The 20,788-nt window shown below is 53.2% G+C and carries 23 protein-coding genes; 9 read left to right on the top strand and 14 right to left on the bottom strand.

Translation table 11 applies throughout. The annotated features are described in order from the left end of the window. Window positions 1-220: 220 nt before the first annotated feature. The 14 genes from moaA to H7U12_RS17975 all read right to left on the bottom strand — a co-directional run bounded on the left by moaA (window position 221) and on the right by H7U12_RS17975 (window position 12,615). Window positions 221-1,213: a GTP 3',8-cyclase MoaA gene (moaA, locus tag H7U12_RS18040; protein WP_186640642.1), complete on the bottom strand. Its 993-nt coding sequence runs from the start codon at window positions 1,211-1,213 to the stop codon at window positions 221-223. A 7-nt stretch (window positions 1,214-1,220) separates the two neighbouring features. Next, complete coding sequence (locus tag H7U12_RS18035; protein WP_186640641.1) at window positions 1,221-1,631, bottom strand: molybdenum cofactor biosynthesis protein MoaE; 411 nt, start codon at window positions 1,629-1,631, stop codon at window positions 1,221-1,223. Window positions 1,632-1,641: 10 nt separating this feature from the next. Further along, window positions 1,642-1,881, bottom strand: a complete 240-nt coding sequence (moaD, locus tag H7U12_RS18030) for a molybdopterin converting factor subunit 1 (RefSeq protein ID WP_186640639.1) — start codon at window positions 1,879-1,881, stop codon at window positions 1,642-1,644. A 134-nt stretch (window positions 1,882-2,015) separates the two neighbouring features. Then, window positions 2,016-4,235, bottom strand: coding sequence for a xanthine dehydrogenase family protein molybdopterin-binding subunit (locus H7U12_RS18025; RefSeq protein ID WP_186640637.1), 2,220 nt, complete (start codon window positions 4,233-4,235; stop codon window positions 2,016-2,018). After that, a complete protein-coding gene (locus H7U12_RS18020; RefSeq protein ID WP_186640635.1) occupies window positions 4,232-5,224 on the bottom strand; it encodes an FAD binding domain-containing protein in 993 nt (330 codons plus the stop codon). Before H7U12_RS18020 ends, H7U12_RS18025 begins: the two co-directional genes overlap by 4 nt. Next, on the bottom strand, window positions 5,221-5,748 hold the full coding sequence (locus tag H7U12_RS18015) for a (2Fe-2S)-binding protein (protein WP_186640633.1): 528 nt from the start codon (window positions 5,746-5,748) through the stop codon (window positions 5,221-5,223). Before H7U12_RS18015 ends, H7U12_RS18020 begins: the two co-directional genes overlap by 4 nt. Before the next feature lie 337 nt (window positions 5,749-6,085). Further along, complete coding sequence (locus H7U12_RS18010; RefSeq protein ID WP_186640631.1) at window positions 6,086-6,676, bottom strand: nucleotidyltransferase family protein; 591 nt, start codon at window positions 6,674-6,676, stop codon at window positions 6,086-6,088. A 4-nt stretch (window positions 6,677-6,680) separates the two neighbouring features. Further along, window positions 6,681-7,841, bottom strand: a complete 1,161-nt coding sequence (locus tag H7U12_RS18005) for an XdhC family protein (protein WP_186640629.1) — start codon at window positions 7,839-7,841, stop codon at window positions 6,681-6,683. 346 nt (window positions 7,842-8,187) lie between these two features. Beyond that, window positions 8,188-8,781, bottom strand: coding sequence for a hypothetical protein (locus tag H7U12_RS18000; RefSeq protein ID WP_186640627.1), 594 nt, complete (start codon window positions 8,779-8,781; stop codon window positions 8,188-8,190). Beyond that, window positions 8,782-10,029 (bottom strand): LVIVD repeat-containing protein, encoded by a 1,248-nt coding sequence (locus H7U12_RS17995; RefSeq protein WP_186640625.1) that lies wholly within the window; start codon window positions 10,027-10,029, stop codon window positions 8,782-8,784. It lies immediately after the preceding gene. Between the two features lie 291 nt (window positions 10,030-10,320). Then, window positions 10,321-10,779, bottom strand: a complete 459-nt coding sequence (locus tag H7U12_RS17990) for a hypothetical protein (RefSeq protein ID WP_186640623.1) — start codon at window positions 10,777-10,779, stop codon at window positions 10,321-10,323. Window positions 10,780-11,147: 368 nt separating this feature from the next. Beyond that, on the bottom strand, window positions 11,148-11,372 hold the full coding sequence (locus H7U12_RS17985) for a hypothetical protein (RefSeq protein ID WP_186640621.1): 225 nt from the start codon (window positions 11,370-11,372) through the stop codon (window positions 11,148-11,150). Window positions 11,373-11,680: 308 nt separating this feature from the next. Next, window positions 11,681-12,133: a hypothetical protein gene (locus tag H7U12_RS17980; protein WP_186640619.1), complete on the bottom strand. Its 453-nt coding sequence runs from the start codon at window positions 12,131-12,133 to the stop codon at window positions 11,681-11,683. 290 nt (window positions 12,134-12,423) lie between these two features. After that, complete coding sequence (locus tag H7U12_RS17975; protein ID WP_123125815.1) at window positions 12,424-12,615, bottom strand: cold-shock protein; 192 nt, start codon at window positions 12,613-12,615, stop codon at window positions 12,424-12,426. 741 nt (window positions 12,616-13,356) lie between these two features. On the opposite strand from H7U12_RS17975, the gene H7U12_RS17970 reads away from it, so the two are divergent. The 9 genes from H7U12_RS17970 to H7U12_RS17930 all read left to right on the top strand — a co-directional run bounded on the left by H7U12_RS17970 (window position 13,357) and on the right by H7U12_RS17930 (window position 20,743). Then, window positions 13,357-13,869 carry a hypothetical protein gene (locus H7U12_RS17970; RefSeq protein WP_186640617.1) on the top strand — a complete coding sequence of 171 codons (513 nt, stop codon included), beginning with the start codon at window positions 13,357-13,359 and terminating at the stop codon, window positions 13,867-13,869. A gap of 237 nt (window positions 13,870-14,106) precedes the next feature. Beyond that, on the top strand, window positions 14,107-14,697 hold the full coding sequence (locus tag H7U12_RS17965; RefSeq protein WP_186640615.1) for a TetR/AcrR family transcriptional regulator: 591 nt from the start codon (window positions 14,107-14,109) through the stop codon (window positions 14,695-14,697). Continuing rightward, entirely contained in the window at window positions 14,694-15,770 is a 1,077-nt protein-coding gene (paaE, locus tag H7U12_RS17960) for a 1,2-phenylacetyl-CoA epoxidase subunit PaaE (protein ID WP_186640613.1), read from the top strand. The genes H7U12_RS17965 and paaE overlap by 4 nt, the downstream gene beginning before the upstream one ends. A 186-nt stretch (window positions 15,771-15,956) precedes the next feature. Continuing rightward, window positions 15,957-16,916: a 1,2-phenylacetyl-CoA epoxidase subunit PaaA gene (gene paaA, locus H7U12_RS17955; RefSeq protein ID WP_186640611.1), complete on the top strand. Its 960-nt coding sequence runs from the start codon at window positions 15,957-15,959 to the stop codon at window positions 16,914-16,916. Between the two features lie 40 nt (window positions 16,917-16,956). Further along, complete coding sequence (gene paaB / locus H7U12_RS17950) at window positions 16,957-17,247, top strand: 1,2-phenylacetyl-CoA epoxidase subunit PaaB (RefSeq protein ID WP_186640609.1); 291 nt, start codon at window positions 16,957-16,959, stop codon at window positions 17,245-17,247. Between the two features lie 5 nt (window positions 17,248-17,252). Continuing rightward, window positions 17,253-18,056 (top strand): 1,2-phenylacetyl-CoA epoxidase subunit PaaC, encoded by an 804-nt coding sequence (gene paaC, locus H7U12_RS17945; protein WP_186640607.1) that lies wholly within the window; start codon window positions 17,253-17,255, stop codon window positions 18,054-18,056. A gap of 230 nt (window positions 18,057-18,286) precedes the next feature. Then, window positions 18,287-18,799: a 1,2-phenylacetyl-CoA epoxidase subunit PaaD gene (gene paaD / locus H7U12_RS17940; RefSeq protein WP_255896921.1), complete on the top strand. Its 513-nt coding sequence runs from the start codon at window positions 18,287-18,289 to the stop codon at window positions 18,797-18,799. Between the two features lie 4 nt (window positions 18,800-18,803). Next, window positions 18,804-19,589: an enoyl-CoA hydratase-related protein gene (locus tag H7U12_RS17935; protein WP_186640605.1), complete on the top strand. Its 786-nt coding sequence runs from the start codon at window positions 18,804-18,806 to the stop codon at window positions 19,587-19,589. Beyond that, window positions 19,586-20,743, top strand: a complete 1,158-nt coding sequence (locus H7U12_RS17930; protein WP_186640603.1) for a 3-hydroxyacyl-CoA dehydrogenase NAD-binding domain-containing protein — start codon at window positions 19,586-19,588, stop codon at window positions 20,741-20,743. The genes H7U12_RS17935 and H7U12_RS17930 overlap by 4 nt, the downstream gene beginning before the upstream one ends. The last annotated feature ends 45 nt before the right edge of the window (window positions 20,744-20,788 follow it).

The raw sequence follows: 20,788 nt of genomic DNA, 5'->3' as shown, positions 1-20,788 counted from the left end.
CGTCGTTTTAAGGCTGTTTTCAGAAAAATAGCCTTAAAACAGCTCCGGACGTGGTATCTAGTTATGTACTGAAAAAGCGATAGAGGCTTGGGTAGAAACCCATCGCTCTTCTGTCAGATTCAAGAAGCTGATCGCAATCAGAACTTAGTCGTTTTAAGCCTGTTTTCGTGAAACGCTCTCAAAACAAGGGGAGTATCGGTCTATCTTTCACGAGCCCCGTTTACCCGCCCAATACAGACATGGATTCATGTTTGGCGTGGAAGTAACTGGCTTCGGCGGCAAAGCCGTCCTTTTCCCGGGTGCTTACCGCGAAGAGAATTTCTTCCTCCAACTGGGTAGGAGAGGCGCCCAGCCGGATCAGGTCGCGGAGGTTGGTGGCCGGTGGGCCGTACAGGCAAGTGCGAAGTTCACCAGTGGCCCCTAACCGGATGCGGTTACAGGTGCCGCAGAACGTCCGGCTGAAGGAGGGGATGATCCCAAACGTTCCTTTGTAGCCCGGCACCTGATAATTCACCGAGGTGGACGAGGGTTCGCTCTGCAGTTTCTCTAGAACCGGATGATGGGCTTGGATGTGCTGGTAAATCTCGCGGTGGCTCCAGAGCGGCGTTTCAAAGGAATCGCTGCCATTAAAGGGCATTTCCTCCAGAAAGCGCACCGCCAGGTCATACTCTTTGGTGAGCTCCACGAAGGGGAGAATGTCTTGGATGTTTTTGTTCTCGGCCACTACGCAGTTCAGTTTCACTTCAAACCCCGAGGTGAGCAGCTGAAAAATACTGGCGTACACGCTGTCAAACTGATCGCGCCGGGTGATGCGGTGAAACCGTTCTCGGTCCAGAGAATCCAGGCTGATGTTGATTTTCCGGATCCCGATTTCCTGCAAGGCCACGATCTGTTTCGGGGTAAGGGAGCCGTTGCTGGTGACGGTGATTTCCTCCAGGCCCGGAATCTGGCTGAGTTTGCGCAGGAACGGGATGATGCCCGCCCGCACGAAAGGTTCGCCTCCGGTAATCCGGATCTTGTTCACGCCCATGCCGCAGAAAAGTGAGCACAGTTGGTACATCTCCTCAAACGACAGCAATTCCTTCCGGGCGGCAAAGTCCATCCCTTCCTCCGGCATGCAGTAGTAGCACCGGAAGTTGCACCGGTCTGTGACCGAAAGCCGCAGGTAGGTTAGTTGCCGCCCGTATTTATCTATTAATAGTGGTTTGCTCATGTCAAGGTTACGGATGGGCGTTGACCCACACGCTGTTGTCTTCGTAAAATTCTTTCTTCCAGATGGGCACCGTTTTCTTCAGTTCGTCAATCAGGAACCGGGAGGCAGTAAACGCGGCCTCTCTATGCGCCGAGGCTACCCCGATGATCACCACCGGTTCACCCACCAGTTTCTCGCCCACGGCGTGCAGCATCACCAACTTCTCAATGGGCCACTGCTGCTGGGCGGCGGCGGCCAATTTTTGCATCTCCTTCAGGGCCATGGGGGCATACGCCTCAAACACCAGCTTTACCACGTGTTTTCCCTGGGCATTGTTGCGAACGGTGCCCACAAAAAGGTCAATTCCGCCGGCAGCCGGGTCTTGCAGGTAATGGTAGGCCTCCTGCAGGTCCACCTCTTCAACTATCTTAATCAACATACGGTAAAGATTAACCTCCGCTCACGGGCGGAATGAGGGCAACTTCCTGACCAGGGGCAAGGGCTTGGGTATCCTCGGCGTACTCGCTGTCTACCGCTACGGCCAGCGAACTGAGTTTGCCGATGGCCGGATATTGTTTTGCCAGCCAAGCTTTCAGGGCACCTACCGTCTGGATCGGCTGCTCGGGATGAACTTTCAACGTTGCGCTTCCCACTATCTCCCGGGTAATCCCGAAAAGGAGTATTTCCATGGTTCTAATCTTATTTGGGTCAAGGCCAGTCTGCTAATGTAATAGACCTTGATTTTAAATTTACGTCACAAATAGACGAAGGCCAAATAGGTATTACGTTTTGGCCCTGTTTTCCTAAAACAGGGCCAAAACTACTACATCAGTTTATCTAAGGTGATGGGCAATTCCCGTATTCTCTTGCCGGTGGCATGGAAAACGGCGTTGGCAATGGCCGGGGCCACACTCACAATCCCGATCTCGCCCAGCCCTTTGGCTCCCAGCGGGTTCACGATCTCGTCTTTCTCCTCCACAAAGATCACGTCGGTCTCATGCACATCGGCGTTGACGGGCAGGTGGTACTTGTCCAGGTCATGGGTCATAAAACGACCGATGGTGTGGTCTAGTACGGTATGTTCCTCCAGGGCCACCCCAATGCCCCAAACGGCTCCGCCCAGAATCTGGCTGCGGCCGGTTTTGGGGTTGATGATCCGGCCGGCGGCCACCGCGCTCACAATGCGAGTAACTTTCACCGTGCCTAAGTCTTCGTCTACCTTCACCTCCACAAACGTGGCTGAATGAGAGTAGCTGGAGTAGTTCTTCTGCTTTTTATCGGGTTTCTGAGAGGCTTCGGCTTCCAGCGGCTGGCCTTCATCTTGGGCTAGAATCGCTTGGAGGGAAATAGAAGTGGCCGGAGCCTGGGTCAGGAACATCTGTCCGTTCTCAAACGAAACATCTTCTATTTTAGCGTCTGAAAATGGGCTGTTTTCCATTTTCTGGGCCAATTTCAGGAGCTGTTCCTGGAGCTTCTCGCACACCAGTTTTACCGCCGAGCCCACCGATGAAACGGTCCAGGAACCGCCTTCCAGCGGAGATTTAGGTTGGGTAGAATCTCCCAGTTCAAAGGTCACGTCCTCCAGGGCAATGCCCATGGTTTCGGCGGCAATCTGCGACATGACGGTGTACGTACCCGTCCCGATATCGGCGGTGGCGCTGGAGACGGTCAGTTTACCGGTTGGGCTCAAGACCGCCTTGGCGGCAGCTTCCTGCTGTTGCGCCTCCCAGGCCCCGTGGGCCATTCCCCAGCCAATCAGTTGGTGGCCTTCTTTCATGGAGCGGGGTTCCATTTTGCGTTTGGCCCAGCCAAATCTCTCAGCTCCCTGCCGGTAACATTCCTTCAGTTCCTTGCTGGAGTGAGGCTTGTCTTTGTTCAGGTCCTTGTCTGTGTAGTTCTTCAGGCGGAATTCCACCGGGTCCATGTTCAGCTTATAGGCCATCTCATCCATGGCGATTTCTAGCGCGAAAGTTCCGGTGGTTCCGCCGGGAGCCCGCATGTCCAGCGGCGTGTACACATCCAGCCCCACCAGCTGGTGACTCACTTCCACGTTCTCGCAGTTGTACAGCACGCCGGGCCAGATCACTACATCCTCGTTGTAATCCTCGAACCGTGAGGTTTCAGCAAACGCGTTGTGGCTGATCGATTCTAGTTTGCCATCAGCGGAAGCGCCAATGGCCAGCCGTTGGATGGTAAACGGCCGGTGGCCGAAGGAGAACATCTGCTGCCGGGTGAGTACCACCTTTACGGCTCTTTTGAGTTCCTTCGCGGCTAACACCGCCAAGAATAACTGGTATTGCGGCCGAAGTCCGGAGCCGAACGCCCCGCCCACGAACGGAGAAATCACCTGCACGTCTTCCTGGGGTACCCCGAAGGCGTTGGAGATATACTTCTGGCTGTTCTGCACACCCTGAATCTTATCATAGATGGTGAGCTTGCCGCTTTCCTGCCAGATGGCAATGGAGGCGTGCATCTCCATGGGGTTGTGGTGGTGGGCCGGATGCGCGTACGCTTCCTCCAGTTTCACTTCGGCGGCCGCGAAAGCCCCCGGAGCATCACCGCGCGGATCGGAGGGTGGGGGCGACTTGTATTTTTTTGGTTTGTAGGCCTTGGGTAAGTTTGCCTCCAGATCGGTCTCGTGCGGCTGGCTTTCATATTCTGCGTGTACCAGAAGGGCGGCGTAGCGGGCCAGCTCAAAAGTATCGGCCACCACCAACGCGATGGGCTGCATGCTGAACTTAATCTCATTGTTGTACAGCGGCCGGAAAGGAGAGCCGGGCGGTGAGTCTTCGTCCTGGTAGTGACTGTCCAGCCAGGTGTAGCCGGGGCGGTTTTCGTGCGTGAACACCTGGTGCACGCCGGGTAAAGCCAGGGCGGCGGACGTATCAATGCGCGTGATCTTTCCTTTGCTGATGGCGCTGTTCACCACCACGCCATACAGCAAATCAGGAACTTCAAATTCAGCGGCATACTTGGCCTCGCCGGTAACCTTGGCCCGACCGTCTACCCGATTGGTGGCCGTGCCTGTATAATGCTCTTTCATGCTGTTGCCTCCATTTTAGTAGCCTTTTCCAACGCCCGCACAATGGCCCGCTTGGCTAGTTCTATCTTGAAATTATTGTGCCCGAAACCCTGGGCTCCTTGCAGGTACGCTTCAGCCACTTTCTGGAAATTTTCCCGGCTGGCAGTTTGCCCCTGCAGCAATGCCTCGGCCTCAGGCACCCGCCAAGGTTTGTGCGCCACGCCACCTAACGCAATACGCGCTTCTTTGACAGTATTACCTTCCAACTCCAGCGCCGCGGCTACAGACACCAGGGCAAATGCGTAGGAAGCCCGGTCCCGGAGTTTCAGGTACGTGTAGTTTCGGGCAAAGCCCTGGGCCGGCAACTCAATGGAGGTAATGATTTCATCGGGTTGCAGGTTCGAGTCCAGGTGCGGGGTGTCGCCGGGCAGCCGGTGAAAATCAGCAAACGGAATCGCTCTTTCGCCGCTCTTGCCGGTGACGTGCACGGTTGCCTCCAGCGCGGCCAAGGCCACACACATATCAGAAGGATGCGTGGCGATGCAGTGTTCACTGGTGCCCAGAATGGCTAGATCACGATTGTAGCCTTTGATGGCCGAGCAGCCGGAGCCTGGTTCCCGCTTGTTGCAGGGCGTGTGGGTGTCATAGAAGTAGTAGCAGCGGGTGCGTTGCAGCAGGTTGCCGCCGTCGGTGGCCATGTTTCGCAGCTGCGCGGTGGCTCCCGCCAGAATGGCGTGCGAGAGCAGCGGGTAGCGGGTTTCCACCAGTTCATGATACGCGGTATCGGCATTTTTGACCAGGGCTCCTAACCGGAGGCCTCCCGCTTCGGTTTCTTCAATGGTGTCCAGGGCAATCTGGGTGATGTCTACCAAATGGCTGGGTTGCATGACATCTATTTTCATAAGATCCAGCAGATTGGTGCCGCCGGCAATGAACTTGGCACCATCGCTGGAAACTTCCCGCACGGCGGTGTCTACATTTTGGGCTTGGGTAAAGGTGAATGGTCTCATAGTCCGGTGTTTTTCTCCAGGGCCTCCTGCGCCACTTTTACAATGTTCACGTAAGCCCCGCACCGGCAGATATTCCCGCTCATGAGGTCTTTGATGTCGTCCAGGGTTTTGGCTTTGCCTTCGTTCACCATTCCAATCACCGAGCAGATCTGGCCCGGCGTGCAGTAACCGCACTGAAACGCGTCATGGTCAATGAAGGCCTGCTGCACGGGGTGCAGTTCTCCGTTTTGCGCGAGGCCCTCTACGGTAGTGATTTCTTTGTTTTCCTGCATCACCGCCAGGGTAAGGCAGGAGTTGATTCGTTTCCCGTCCAGCAGCACCGTGCAGGCGCCGCACTGGCCATGGTCGCAGCCTTTCTTGGTGCCGGTTAAGTGAAGGTGTTCCCGCAGCGCATCCAGCACCGAGGTCCAGGGGGCAAGTTGGAGTTGATGGGAGGTGCCGTTTACCCGAAGGGTGACGGTGCGGGTCTCGGGCAACAGGGGCCGAACTGCCGTCTCTGTGCCGGGAGAATTTTCTGTGTGCATGGGTTCTGGTTGAACGGGTGGAACATACGTTTAGCGGTGCCGGTCACGTCTGAAGGGAATCGGCTCAACCCTTGAAGGGTTTTCACGCGTCACTAGAACCCCGCAGAAAACGTGTAAGCTGTTTAACTGTCTTTCTTACGGTTTATACGCTGTTGCGTTAGCAGAAAAAGAAAAGTTAAAAGAAACCAGTGAAACGCTGGACCGTTGTTTTGAGCCTCTTTTCAGAAAAGTACCTCAAAAACGTAGCACTGCCCTGACATCACCTTTCTATATCATCAGAACATTCAGGGGACGTATTCAGGTGAAAACCAGAAGGAAAGCCGAAGACTGGAGCTGTCTACGTTTTGTTTGCTTGTAAGGCAGCCACATCGGCGGGGGTGTCAATGTCAATGGCACCGGCGGGGAAAGGGATGGAAATAACTTCCTCAGGAAAGCGGGAAAGCAGCTTTTTGGCACCTTCCTGGCCTTGCAGTTGCAGTAGCGCTGGGAAGAATTTGCGCGGGAAAAGAACCGGAGCCCCCAACGTGTCTTCATAGGCGCAGGCCACCATGTGCTGGTCCTCTGCTCCATGCGCTTGGATCAACTGGTTCAGGAGATCGGCGGTTACGTATGGTTGGTCGCAGAGCATGAACAGGGCCGCTGTACAAGCGGAAGCTGTTTTTTGCAGGTGCGTTAACCCCGCCCGGATGGAGGAAGCCATGCCCTCGGCCCAGGCCTCGTTCAGCACAATTTCCGCCGGGGTGGTCTCCACCTGCGGAAGTATGGCCTCGGCGTTAGCCCCTAGCACCACTATTACCGGATTCCCCTGCGAGGCGACGGCGGCGTGCAAAGCGCGTTGCAGCAGGGTCTGCCCCTGAAAGTAGACTTGCTGCTTGGCGTGCCCTAAACGGCTGGAGGAACCGGCGGCCAGTAGAATGATTCCGATCATCGGTCTATTCAGTTGAGAGGATTTCAGGGACAGGTGCGGGAGAGTGGGCGTGAATGCTGTCTTGCTTTTCCCGCAGGAAACCGGCGTTCCGGTGCGCCAACACCGCTTTGATTTCTGCCAACACCGAAAGCGCGATTTCCTCCGAGGTTTCCCCGCCCAGATCCAAGCCTACCGGTCCGAAGACTTTCTCCAGTTGCGCTTCTGGGAGTGGATAGCCTTCCTCCTGAAGTTCGGCTAACATGCGGTCCATTTTCGTTTTGGGCCCTAAAACGCCCACGTACGGCAAAGGCAACGGCAACAGCAGGCGCAGCATGGCCAGGTCATAGTTGTAGTTATGCGTGAAGAGCAGGAAAATTGTATTCTGGTCCACGGCGAGATTTTCCAGCACCCGTTCGGGCTTGGCTACCAGCACTTGCTGGGCCTGCGGAAAGCGCTCTACGGTGGCATAGTTGCCTCGGCCGTCTATAACGGTGGTGGGCCAACCCAGCAGAACGGCCATGTTTACCAAGGGCATCACGTCATTGCCGGCTCCGCAGATGACCAGCGCCGGGGCGGGCTGAATCACTTCCAGAAAAGCGGTGTAGGTGTTTTCGGCCTGTTTATACGATTTGGTGCTGGAAACCTGATTTTGTCTAGCCTCCCGTACATCTGCCTGGATTTGATCAAGAAAATCATCCGGCAAAGCGGGAGTGAGAATTTCCTCATCGGCGTGGTAGAGCAGACAGGTGCCGGGCTGGGGCGCTTTCCGGTCCTGGAGGCAAAACAAGGTCACCACCACGGCTACTTCACGGCGACTGATGATTTTTTGCAGAAACGTGAGCGGGTGCTGGGCCTGGTCCTGGGAGATGGGTTCTATCAGGATGTGGATGATGCCATTGCAGCCCAGCCCTACGCCCAGTTTGGCATCGTCGTCGTCCATGGTGTCGTACTTGACCAGGGCCGGAATTCCCTGGCTCATGGCCAAACGGGCTTTGCGTAGCGCATCGCCTTCCAGGCAGCCTCCGCTGATAGCGCCGGTCAATTGCCCGTCCTCTGACACCAACATACGCGCACCGGGTCTCCGGTACGAGGAGCCTTCCACATGCACCACCGTGGCCAGAGCCGTTTGCTTCCCCTCCGCCGTATGCCGGCTATACGCCCGCACGATATCCTGAATCTCTTTCATAAATGCTGTTTACACCTATCATCGCCAGATCCTCTGCAAAGACAGAACGAAGATATCGCTTCTACTCTTTTCCTGTCTCCCTAGTTTCTTCTCCTGTTTAAATTACGGCTGTCAACGGTCTAAGATCATAGTAAAACTGATTTGGGATCGATTTGGCGAAAACAGCCTTAAAACAGCACAACCGGACAAGTGAGCAGTCAATTAGCTTTATAGAGGAAACAGATCGTTACATACAAGTAAAAGAAAGGCGGCGTTTCAAAGCTGATTTTAGAAAAATCGCCTTAAAACGCCGCCTTGTTCCGGGCTGGGTTACGAAAACGTCTAATAGAGGGAAATGGTTGGTTTGCTAGAACATGAAACCGAGCCGGGCGGAGAGTCTTTTAAAGGAGTGTTCCTGGGTGATGAAGCTGTTGTTGTTCCAGGTGAGCGTTTGGGTGGTGGTGGCCTTCTGGACCTTGTAGCCTATACTCATCAGGAAAGCAGTGTTGTTCCCCGCTTTGACCCGCATGCCCACGGCCGGGTTGATCATCCAACCTCCTTCGTTCTCTCTGTTGTTGGACTCGTCACTTAACAAAGTGCTGCCGTAACCCGCGTCTACTCCGTAGATGGGGCTGATGCGGGACTTGAGCAGGGTTCCTCTTATTCCCAGGGCCAGGGGCGTCACCAATACCTGGCTGTAAAAGTCCAGGCCAATGGTTGCGCCCACACTGAAGAGGCGGTGCAATTGGTAGCCGTTGAAGAACGTCAACGTAGGAGAGGAGCCGGCGCCATTGAGGGCACTGTTTTTATTGCTCTGGTACAGATAGCCTATTTCTGCCGCACCCACGTACCCGCGGGCGGGCGCATCAGCCGCGGTATTGCCAGGGGCGGAATTGTCCTGGGCCAGGGCGCTCAAAGAAACCATGAGCAACAGCGAGAGCAGCGTAAACGATTTCTTCATCTACGTCTGCGCTGGGGTAACGGGAATTTTGCTGATTAACTTCAGGGCCGCCGGGTTGGAGTAATCATACTGGTATAACCCGTCATCGCCAATCATCAGGAGAATGTCGCCCAGCGGAATCACGTCATAGGCATGGATGTCTTTGATGTGTTTCAACAGGTTATCCGCTACTTTCAGCGGGTCTTTGATGTTAAACACCTTTAGTCCGAAGGCTCCCTCGCAGAGGAAAAGCGTGGAGGCGTCTATGCCCAACCCGTGCGGGTGCTGCATGGGGTAGGTTTTGACCAGTTGCGGACTTGCGGGATTGCTGATGTCAATGACATCCAGTTGGTTTGTAAACCCGGCGCAGGCATTCCCCGAGCGTAGTGTCACCCAGGCTAAATTGCCTTCCACCACTACCGGGTCACAGCTTCTCACGTGCGCATAGGTTGATAAGCGGACGGGGTTAGCCGGGTTGCGGTTGTCATAAATGTGCATGCCGGTGGTTGACCCGATGAAGAGTTTGTCCTGGTAAGGGAAGATGGTTTCAATGCCCCAGCCCAACTGAATGAGCGCGCCTTTCTGCGGATTGGTTTCCTGGGAAATGTCAAACAATTGCATGGAAGAGTTGCTGACGGTGTAGAGGTGATCTTCGGTGATGGTGAAGCGGGCCATGGAGCCGCCTTTCCCGCTGGGTGCGGCACCCCGGGGCATGGCAGCACTGGACTGAAAAGCGCCGTTTCCAATTCCGTCCGCAAACAAAACGGGCTGTGCATTTCCGTCGCAATCAGTTCCTTGATACGGTTCGGTCACTACCTTCTCCTGATACGTGGCGATAAACGTCTCCGCTTGCAGGGCGGCCGGAGTATTGTTGACGGACAGGATATCTTCCACCCGTCTCACCAGCGTGACGGCTTTTGGGTTGGAGATGTCCAGCACCAACAAGTCAATGTAATTGTCGGCGTACAGCGTGTTTCCTTTCACCGCCATGTCTACGTTGCCGGGGATGGAGATGAAACTGAGGCGCTGAGGAGCGGCCGGATTGCTGTTGTCAATGATGTGGATGCCGGCTTGCTGTTCGTTCACGAAAAGGTAGTGACCGTACGAATAGATCTTGCCGGGTTTTTGAAGCGCCCGGGCGGGTTCAACCTGCACAGAGCTCCTTAGCTCGGTTTTAGTCATGTACACCGGTTCATAGGTCGTGTACGTGATGGTAGACTGGCAGTCATCTGTGCAGGAGCCAAGAAACAGCCCCGCGAGTACAAGCATGAATAGATAAGCCAGCTGTTGTTGGAGTAAACGTTTTTTCTGCATACGGGTACGTTAAAGTGAAGGAACAACCAAGAATAAGCCAACGGGTGCTTTACTAGGTAGAGCCCTCCAGTCGCGCGAAGGTTGCATGGCTTTCTGTGGCCGTAACTATTTTCTTTTCACCGCCCTTATAGGATAGATCAACTAGCTAAGTGGCTGTATGGAAGTCTACCATTTAGGAAGGTTGATCAGAATGTAGCTAAGCAGAAAGACGGCAAGCAAGTGCGTTTCGGCAGCGTTCAAGAAAGGTTAGTCTGAATCTTCTTCCTGAGCCTGCACGCCGGGCGGATTGAACAAGCCCCACCGGTCATTCACGAAGTTCCACGGATCGAAGCCCTGCACCCATTCCACGAACAGAAACCGGTATTCTTCTATGGCTTCGCGCAGGAGCCTGAGGTATTGCACGTCTTTGTAGCCGAACATCTCCAGGCTTTTGCAGTGGGAGAGAAGGTCCTGGGCCGCTTTCCGGATGAGGGTCGCGTTTTCCATGCGCAGATCATACAAATCGGCGGCTTCCGCGCCGGCCACTTTCACGGTCAGGAACGCCGCGTCCAACAACATACAGTCCTTCAGCGACGTCAGGATTTCGTCTTCTTCGTCAATCAGGTCCGCTATCTTTTTGGTCAGGGTAAACACCTCCCGTCCTTTGAGGTACAACGGAAGTTTTTCGGGTACCGTGAAGCCTTCGTCGTCGTCGGGAGGAAGCATAAGCGATTGCGTTTTAGTAAATCTACCAAAGAATCAGGAAACGAGGGCAATCTTCAGGTCCTATTTGCACTGAGAGATTTAGCCTTTCTCTAGGGGGCTGTCTTATAACAGCTGACTGAATCTGCTGGAATATTGAGGTAAATTAGCGCCTGATCTATGGATGAAGAAGGAAGCGGAACAAAGAAATACCTCTTCATTCTGAGGTTCTTCGTTGACAGACGTTTCTGTTTTTGCCCTCTTTTACGGAAACACGTTGAAAACGCCCTTTCCGTAAAAGTGCCGATGCGTTACGATGAAAGTGAACGCCATCCTGCTGCGCCCTGGGACAGGAGCTAAGATGGCTTCTGGATGCACTCCCGAAGGAGGAGTTAAGGTTTATTCCGGGCCGGTAAGGTAAGTTCGGGACAGGGAGCCTGCATCTGAGAGGTAGAAGGCATGGGACTCCACGAGCCGGTCACGAAATCTGTGATATAATCTGGGGTGTACCCCATTTTTTTCAAACGCATGGCAAGCACCAGGTTGGCAACCGACATTTGTTCTGTGGGTCCGAAGTACTGATGCGCCTTTAAATTGCTACCATAAATGTGCTCCATACATGATCTAGTAAAATCCAGAGGGGGGATGGTTTTATACTTTTTCTCAATACGGAAAATACTAAATTAAAGATAAGGATTCAAAGAAATGATGATGGTTTTTTTAGGTTATTTGTATTTATATGAAGATCAGCTACTTGACATAATCCTTTTAGTGAATCAAACACGGCAACAGACTTTATAAAGCCTTTCTCAAAAGCAGGAATCTAAAACGAGTTAGCACCGCTTCAGCGGCCTATTAACAGCACAAACCAATCTGCAGGCAAAAAGATAGCCATAAATAGTTATAAATCAGAGCGATTTTAAAATTATTTTCCCAGGGTTTGCACCTTCATGGTAATCTCCTCAATTAGATCTTCACTCCAGCGCTCGGCTATTTGCTCCAGTTCTTGGTTGGTCCAAGGGGCCAGATAGGCCTTTTCTAGCCAAGGTGTGTTCTTGTCAGGGCCAACAGCATAAGACGTATATTCCAGCACACACACCAGATCTTTGTTCAGGTCGAAGGTTTGGGTGCCCGCCCGTTGAAAGCCCGAGAGCCTTAACTTAAGCCCCAACTGTTGCACGTTTCCGTTCTCCAGGCTGATCTCTTTGTCTGAGGAAGAGTGCGGGTCTTTTGTCCAGGTGTCCGCTACCTTTTCCAGTTGGTAATCATCAAACAGGGGGAAAACCTCGGTGAGGTTCTGGTGAATCCGCTCGGCCAGCTGCGGCAGAATTTTGTTGTAGAGATGAAGAAGGCCTTCTTTGTCTTTGGTGTGCTGCACGTTGGTTGTGGGTGTAATGCGTAATTTAAATTGTTAGGCAAAGGTAGGCAAGATCACTGGAAAGTAGCCCTTTTGAACACGTGCCAGGTAAAAGTTGCGCCATAGATGGTAGCCGTGATCAAAGAGGTAAGAAGACGGGGCGTGTGATTTATTGATTAGTATGTAGAGAGAAGGCTTTCACGTGTTTTAGGGGCGTTTTCAAGAAAGTAGGCCGAAAACATAATGGAACACCATAAAAAAAGCCCCACCAAACGGTGAGGCTTTTTTTCAAAAAGTCTTTATTACAAAGACTAAGCGAGTCTAACGTTTACTGCGTTTAGCCCTTTTTTGCCTTCTTTGAGTTCAAAAGTAACTTCGTCGTTCTCTCTGATTTCGTCTACCAGACCAGACACGTGCACGAAATACTCTTGGTTTGAATTGCTGTCTTTAATGAATCCGAAGCCTTTTTCGGTGTTAAAGAATTTTACTTTACCGTTGTTCATATTGTTTTTTGATTATACAGGTACTACCAAGTAAGTAAAAAAATCGTTCAAATGTATCTATTAAAAGAAAAAATTATTTTTTATTAATGAGGCAGTACTTTGTAAAAAGCTGTCTGCGGGCGCTTTACCAATTTAGAGGGGGCGTAGAATGATCTTAACCACTTCATTTTAGGTGGGTAACGCTTCTGAACGAAGCCACTTCCAGCGTCCGGCGGGCGCTGCTTTGTGCTTCAGTCGTGACAAAGCTCTAACTATAGATTTAGGTCCCGTCTTTTCAATTCTCTGGGCGTTCATGGCACCTGATATTGTTGCAGTATTCTACCTGAGAGATGGCTTTGCTTTAAGCCAATTTTAACCTCTTTGCTTGTTACTTTGATGAAGCTGAAAACAAAGGATAATAATATATTACAGGTGCTTTTGCTTATCTATTTGTAAGAAAGAAAATTTAATCTTATTTAAACTTGCCACTTCCAAGAGTAAGGAATATTAAGATACTTAAGGTGAGTTAAAATAAAAGTGCTCCATTTTTTCTACAAACAAGCAAAATCGATCTTTATTACTTGGCTAGTTCATAAAACTTGTTTACAGCAAGCTTAAGATCTATAGTATTATAGTGCAATTATTGACATTTATATCTTAAGCAGCTTTTCTGATTGCATTAAATTGTAGTTATCTGCTTTATTGCTTATTTTTGAATGAGAAAACTATACTATTTTGAATCCCAGCCTAAACCAACCCTTTATGAAAAGAACTCTACTCACCATTGCTTTCCTGATGCCCTTGTTCGTAGCTGCGCAGGAGGTAAAGAAACACCACCAGCCACAGCCTACCAAAGACGTGAACATCCTGGATGTGACTTCTAACCGAACCACCGCCGTGGTCTACAATACACCCAAAGAACTGCAGGCCCTCGTTAAAAAAGACGCGTTTGCGAAAAAGTGGAACGAGGCGATGAAAAAAGAAGAACTTGCCAAAGTGCCCGCGGGCGGAGTGTTGCAGTTTGACATTTCCCGGTACACGGCCGCTTCAGCCGATGCCAAGCTCTTCACCATTCTGGTGTTAGATCCTTCCGGTGCTGAGAAGATGAGAACCAAATTAGAAGGAGTGGTGACACCAGCCATTGTGGCGGGAGTTTCCGGCTTTAAAACCTCAGGTAAACTCGTGTTAGCCCAACCCCTGAAAACCGGTGACTTTGTGTGCGTGTTAGACGAGAAAGAAAACAAGCGCTACGAGTTCCTGGTGAAGAATGACTAAGCGGACCTCTGGCCGTTAATCATTAATTTAAATCATTTAAGAAAGCCCTGTGTCTTCTGCTGATAAGTAGAAGACACAGGGCTTTTCTATGCCTTCCTAATTTTGCTAAAAGTCAAACAAACATTTGATAAATTCTTTGAAGCTTCGTATACTTGTTAGATTGATCTACCAATGAACGGCTGCTGCCCACCAGAAGCAAAGCTTACAAGGCAGCGCCATTGTGATGACATCGGTTTAATGGCCAAGAAAAAGAAAGACCTCCGGCGGGAGAACATCATAGAAATAGCGGCCCAGCTTTTCAAACAGAAAGGCTTTAGCGGTACGTCTATGCGGGATCTGGCGGAGCAAGTCGGGATGGATGCGGCTACCATGTACCACTACATCAGTTCCAAGGACGAGATTCTGAAAACCATCTGCTTTGGCATTGCTACTACCTACATCACCCAACTGGGGGAGATTGAAAGTTCCGATAGCTCTTATATAGAGAAACTGAAGGCCCTGGTCCGGCTGCATCTGCACCTGATGACCACCAAAGGCGCGGAGGTGTCGGTGGCCAACAATGACTGGAAATACTTGTCACCCGAAGCCCTGCAGGAGTTCAAAGACCTGCGTAGCCACTACGAGAAACGGTTTGCCAGTCTCATAGAGGAAGGCATTCAGGCGGGCGAATTACAGGAAGTGAACCGATCCGTGGCCTTGTTCACGCTTCTTTCGGCGGTGAGGTGGGTGGAGCTGTGGTGGAAACCCAACCGGGGCATCACGCTGGAGGAACTGGAAAACACCATCCTAACGATCCTTTTTAATGGTCTGGAGAAAAAACAACCATGAGCAGATTCCATAAAGTAAAGATAAAGCAAGTGCACCGCGAAACGCACGACAGCGTGACCGTCACCCTGGATGTGCCCGAGGAGTTGAAAGACACTTTTCGCTACACCCAGGGGCAGTACCTCACGTTCCGGCGGCACCACAACGGCGAGGAGCTCAGAAGGTCGTATTCCATCTGCTCCAGCCCCCTGGAGAACATCTGGAAGGTGGCCATCAAGAAAGTGCCCGAAGGACGTTTCTCCTCTTTCGCCAACGAGGCTCTGCAGCCCGGCGAAGAACTGGAAGTCATGCCGCCCATGGGAAGATTCTATACCGATCTGCACCCGGAACGTCAGAAGAGCTACGTGATGGTGGCGGCCGGAAGCGGCATCACGCCCATTTTGTCCATCATCAAAACGGTGCTGCTGGCCGAGCCTAAAAGCCAGGTGCTGCTACTCTACGGGAACCGAGGCCGCAACTCCATCATGTTCAAGGAGGAGATCGAAGGCCTCAAAAACAAATTCCTAGATCGGTTCAGCGTCTACCACATCTTAAGCAGAGAGCACGGCGACACCGACCTGCTCTTCGGGCGCATTGACAAGCCGAAAACCCAGTTATTCCTCCAGAAACTTATCAAAGCCGAGGAAGTGGATGAATGCTTCCTGTGCGGACCTGAGGAAATGATCTTCGGCGCCAAGGAAGCGCTGGAAGAGGCAGGTGTGTCCCGCGAGCGCATCCATTTCGAGCTTTTCACCACCGCTGATTCGGGGCAGAAATCCCAAAAACGGGCCGAAAACACCATTGGTTCTGAAGACAAAAAAAGCCAGGTGCAGGTGCGGCTAGACGGCAATTACCTCAACCTGGAGATGTCGTACTACGGCAACACCATTCTGGACGCCGCCGCCGAGACCGGAGCCGATGTGCCTTATTCCTGCAAAGGCGGCGTGTGCAGCACCTGTCGCGCCAAAGTGCTGGAAGGCGAAGTGGAAATGGACGTGAACTACTCCCTGGAACCCGAGGAAGTGGCCGCCGGCTACATTCTCACCTGCCAGGCCCGGCCATTATCTGAGCGGGTGGTGGTAGATTTTGATCAGTAAACCGTAGGGGCAATCCCTTGTGGTTGCCCTCATACAGCTAACCATCGTAAAGGGCAACCACAAGGGATTGCCCCTACAAAGGAATAATCTGTTTTAGAGCCATTTTTCAGGAAATAGGCGAAAAACAGAAACATCGGCCGCAGGGCGAATTTGAAACGTAAGTATCAGCACAACTGTTAAAAGGGTATGGAAACGATCATAGAAAAATCACTGGAAGAAGCATTTGAGGAGAAGATCGCGAACGAGGTCCGGATAGAGCCCAAAGACTGGATGCCGGAGCAGTACCGCAAAACGCTGGTGCGCCAGATCTCGCAGCACGCCCATTCTGAGATTGTAGGCATGCTGCCCGAAGGCAACTGGATCACCCGCGCCCCATCGCTCAAGCGCAAAGCCATTCTGCTCTCCAAAGTGCAGGACGAGGCCGGGCACGGCTTGTACCTCTATAGCGCCGCCGAAACGCTGGGCACCTCGCGCGACCAGATGATCGCGGACCTGCACTCGGGCAAAGCCAAATACTCCAGCATTTTCAACTACCCAACCCTGTCCTGGGCCGATATAGGGGCGATTGGCTGGCTTGTGGACGGCGCGGCCATCATGAACCAGGTGCCTTTAATCAGGACCTCCTACGGCCCGTATGCGCGCGCCATGGTGCGGGTCTGCAAAGAGGAAAGTTTCCACCAGCGCCAGGGCTTCGAGATCATGATGACCTTGTGCAACGGCGCTCCGGCGCAGAAGAAAATGGCCCAGGAGGCGTTCAACCGCTGGTGGTGGCCTACACTCATGATGTTCGGGCCGAAGGACGAGGAATCGCCCAACACTGAGCAGTCCATGCGCTGGAAAATCAAGCGGTTCACCAACGATGAGCTGCGCCAACGCTTCGTGGACATGATGGTGCCACAAGCTGAGTTCCTGGGCTTAACCGTGCCCGACAAAGACTTGAAATGGAACGAAGCCAAAAACGGCTATGACTTTGGGGATGTGGACTGGGAGGAGTTCTGGAACGTTGTGAAAGGCAACGGGCCTTGCAACAAAGACCGCATCAGTACCCGCGTGAAAGCGCACGAAGAAGGCGCCTGGGTGCGCGAAGCCGCACTGGCCCACGCCCAAAAACGTGCCCAGCGCGAAGCTGAAAAGCAGGGCAGTTAAACTAAACGATTCTTTCATTCACCCCATCAAAATACCAACTATGAGTCAGCAGAAAGAATGGCCACTGTGGGAAGTCTTCATCCGAAGCAAGCAGGGCCTTGACCATAAACACGTAGGCAGCCTGCACGCCGCCGATGCCGAAATGGCGATCCAGAACGCCCGTGATGTGTACACCCGCCGCATGGAAGGGGTGAGCATCTGGGTGGTGGAGTCCAGGAACGTGCACGCGTCCAATCCAGACGAGGCCGCCGCTTTCTTTGACCCCGCCAACGACAAAGTGTACCGGCACCCAACCTTTTACGAGGTTCCTGCCGAAATCAAAAATATGTAAGTGCCATGGATCTACACCATACCCCCACGGCCGCCGTCCAGACGTACTCGCCGGAGCTCCGGGCGCTGCTGTTTGGCTACACCCTGCAACTCGCCGACACCAGCCTCATTCTGGGGCATCGGCTGTCTGAGTGGTGCGGGCACGGGCCCATTCTGGAACAGGACCTGGCCATGGCCAACATCGCCCTTGATCTGATAGGCGAGACCCGCAGCCTGTACCAATACGCCGCCGAGCTGGAAGGGAAAGGCCACTCTGAAGATGATCTGGCGTACCTGCGCGAGGCCGTGGACTACAAGAACCCGCTGCTGGTGGAACTCCCCAACGGCGATTTCGGGGATACGGTCATGCGCCAGTTTCTCTTTGATGGTTTTCACCTCTTTTTGCTAAAAGAGCTCCAGAACAGCCCTGATCCGGGCTTGGCCGCCATCGCAGCCAAATCCTTCAAAGAAGCCAGCTACCACCTCAAGTGGAGCTCGGAATGGATCATTCGTTTAGGAGACGGCACTGAGGAGAGCAAACGCCGCATCCAGAAAGCCTTGGCGAATCTATGGCGCTACTCCGGCGAGCTCTACACCATGACTCAGACCGAGCAGCAGTTGGCCCAGTCCGAATTCATCCCGGATTACGCGACGCTACAACCGCAATGGGACGCGCACGTCGCCCGGGTCTTCGCCGAAGCGACCCTGGAGGTGCCGCAAAACGTGTTCATGCAGCAAGGCGGTAAAACCGGCCGTCACACGGAACACCTGGGCTATCTCTTAACCGAACTGCAGTACCTGCAACGCGCTTATCCGGGGCTGGAGTGGTAAATTAACTGGTTGTTTTGGGCTTGTTTTTCTAAAATCGGCTTTAAAACAGCTACTGAATTCAACTCGTTTTTTCATCCTAAAAGGATCTTAGGGGCGAACGGCAGGTGCGGTGAATGAAAGCCAATCTAGTTCGCCCACAAGATCTTTCCAAGATGACAAGAAGGGGAGAGGCTATTAGAAGAACTTACTAAAACAAGCACAAGAATATCCTTCGTCTTGCTACCTGATACGTGCTACTTGATACTACCAAAGTGACTGCCGAAGAAAACATCTGGAAACTGCTGGAAGAGGTCTCTGACCCGGAGATCCCGGTGCTGAGCATCCTGGATCTGGGCGTGCTCAAAAAGGTGCAGGTGCAGGAAAACGGCAAGGTGCAGGTCACCATCACGCCCACGTACTCGGGTTGTCCGGCCATGAACACCATTGCCGCTGACATCAAGCTGAAGCTCCTGGCAGAAGGGTACCCTGACGTTGCCGTCAATCTGCAGCTCAGCCCCGCCTGGACCACTGATTGGCTCACGCCTGAGGGAAAGCGGAAGCTGGAGGATTACGGCATTGCGCCGCCCGTAGAACCGGAAGGAGATATTCACGCGCTTTTCGGGCGGGATACCGTGGTGCGCTGCCCGCTCTGTACCTCTGAAAACACGAAACTGATCAGCCAATTCGGGTCCACATCCTGCAAGGCGCATTACCAGTGCGAGAACTGCCTGGAGCCGTTTGACTATTTCAAGTGCCTCAAATAAACCTATGACCCAAACGACCTACATCACTTATTCGCTGGAAAACGGCGTCGCGACGCTTACTTTGAACCGTCCTTCCGTTTTCAATAGCTTCAACCGCGAGATGGCCCTGGCGTTGCAGGAACACCTGCGGGCCTGCGCCCAGAATGACGAAGTACGCGCAGTGGTGCTCACCGGCGAGGGGAAAGCTTTCTGCGCCGGCCAGGACCTGGCCGAAGCCACCGCCCCCGAGAGCATGGAAATCTCCCGGATTGTGGTGGAGCATTACAACCCCATCGTGCTGCTGCTGCGCGAGCTGAACAAGCCCGTGATTGCGGCCGTGAACGGCGTAGCCGCCGGAGCCGGCGCCAACCTGGCTCTTGCCTGTGACCTGGTAGTTGCCAAGGAATCGGCATCGTTTATCCAGGCGTTCAGCAAAATCGGCCTGATTCCAGATAGCGCGGGAACGTTCTTCCTGCCGCGGCTCATCGGCCTGCAACGCGCCTCGGCCTTGATGATGACCGGCGACAAGGTAAGCGCCGCTGAAGCCGTGCAGATGGGCATGATCTACAAAACTTTCACGGATGATTCCTTCCAAGCCGAAGTAGCGGCCCTGGCCCAGAGAATGGCGCAGATGCCCACCAAAGGACTAGCGTACACCAAACAACTGCTGAACGTCTCGTTTCAGCATACCCTGGCCGAGCAGCTGGATCAGGAGGCCGTGTACCAGCAACAAGCCGGCCAGACAACTGATTTCAAGGAAGGTGTAGAAGCCTTTATTCAGAAGCGGAAACCTAATTTCACGGGACAATGATTGTAGGAATCATCGGGAGCGGAGCCATGGGCTCGGGCATTGCGCAGGTCATCGCCACGGCGGGACACAAAGTGCATCTGCTGGACAATAACACGCAGGCGCTGGAACGGGCCGCCAAATCCATTAAGGACACGTTGCGGAAAATGGCCTCAAAAGGCAGGATCTCCGAAAACGAAGCGGCTGACATTCTGGACCGCCTGAACTTCACCGAGAACAACCAGGAGTTCGGGAACTGTGACCTGCTACTGGAAGCGGTGGTAGAAGACCTGCAGGTGAAACAGCAGTTATTCAAAGAGTTGGAATTGATGGTGACGGAGGACTGTATTCTCGCTACCAACACGTCCTCGCTCTCCATTGCCTCTATTGCGGCGGCCTGTGAGAAGCCCGAGCGATGCATCGGCATTCACTTTTTCAATCCGGCCCCGTTGATGCCGCTGGTGGAGATCATCCCGGCGGTGCAGACCCGCGAGGGCCTGGCGGAGGAAATCAAGCAGATGGTGCAGTCCTGGGGCAAGGTGCCGGTCATCACCAAAGACACGCCGGGTTTCATCGTGAACCGCGTCGCGCGTCCGTACTACGGCGAGGCCATCCGGATGTACGAAGAAGGCATCGCCGATCCCGCCACCATTGACTGGGCCATGACCGAGCTGGGCGGCTTCAAAATGGGACCGTTCACCTTGATGGACTTCATCGGGCACGATGTCAATTACCGCGTTACCGAATCGGTGTTCGCTTCGTTCTTCTTCGATCCCCGCTACAAGCCCTCGTTCACCCAGAAGCGCCTTTTTGAGGCCGGGTACTTCGGCCGGAAATCGGGCAGGGGCTTTTTCAATTACCAGGAAGGGGCCGTGCCGCCGGAACCCACCAAAGACGAGGAACTGGGTAACTACATCCTCAACCGCATCTTGGTCATGCTCATCAACGAGGCGATTGAAGCGCTGGCCATGAACGTCGCTTCCAAAGAAGACCTGGAACTGGCCATGACCAAAGGCGTGAATTACCCCAAAGGATTGCTAGCCTGGGCCGATGAACTGGGAGCGGAGCACGTGCTGGCCAATCTGGATGCCCTGTACAAAGAGTACCACGAAGACCGTTACCGCGCCAGCCCGCTCCTCCGGAAAATGGTTCGCGAAAACAAGACGTTCTTTCCTTAAGAAGGAGATCCGTTTAGAGCTTGTTTTTGAAAAAGAGGCTCTAAA

The organism is Rufibacter sediminis, assembly GCF_014269285.1.
Lineage (GTDB): Bacteria > Bacteroidota > Bacteroidia > Cytophagales > Hymenobacteraceae > Nibribacter > Nibribacter sediminis.
Note: the sequence above shows the minus strand (reverse complement) of the source record. Positions and strands in the feature narration are given on the sequence as shown.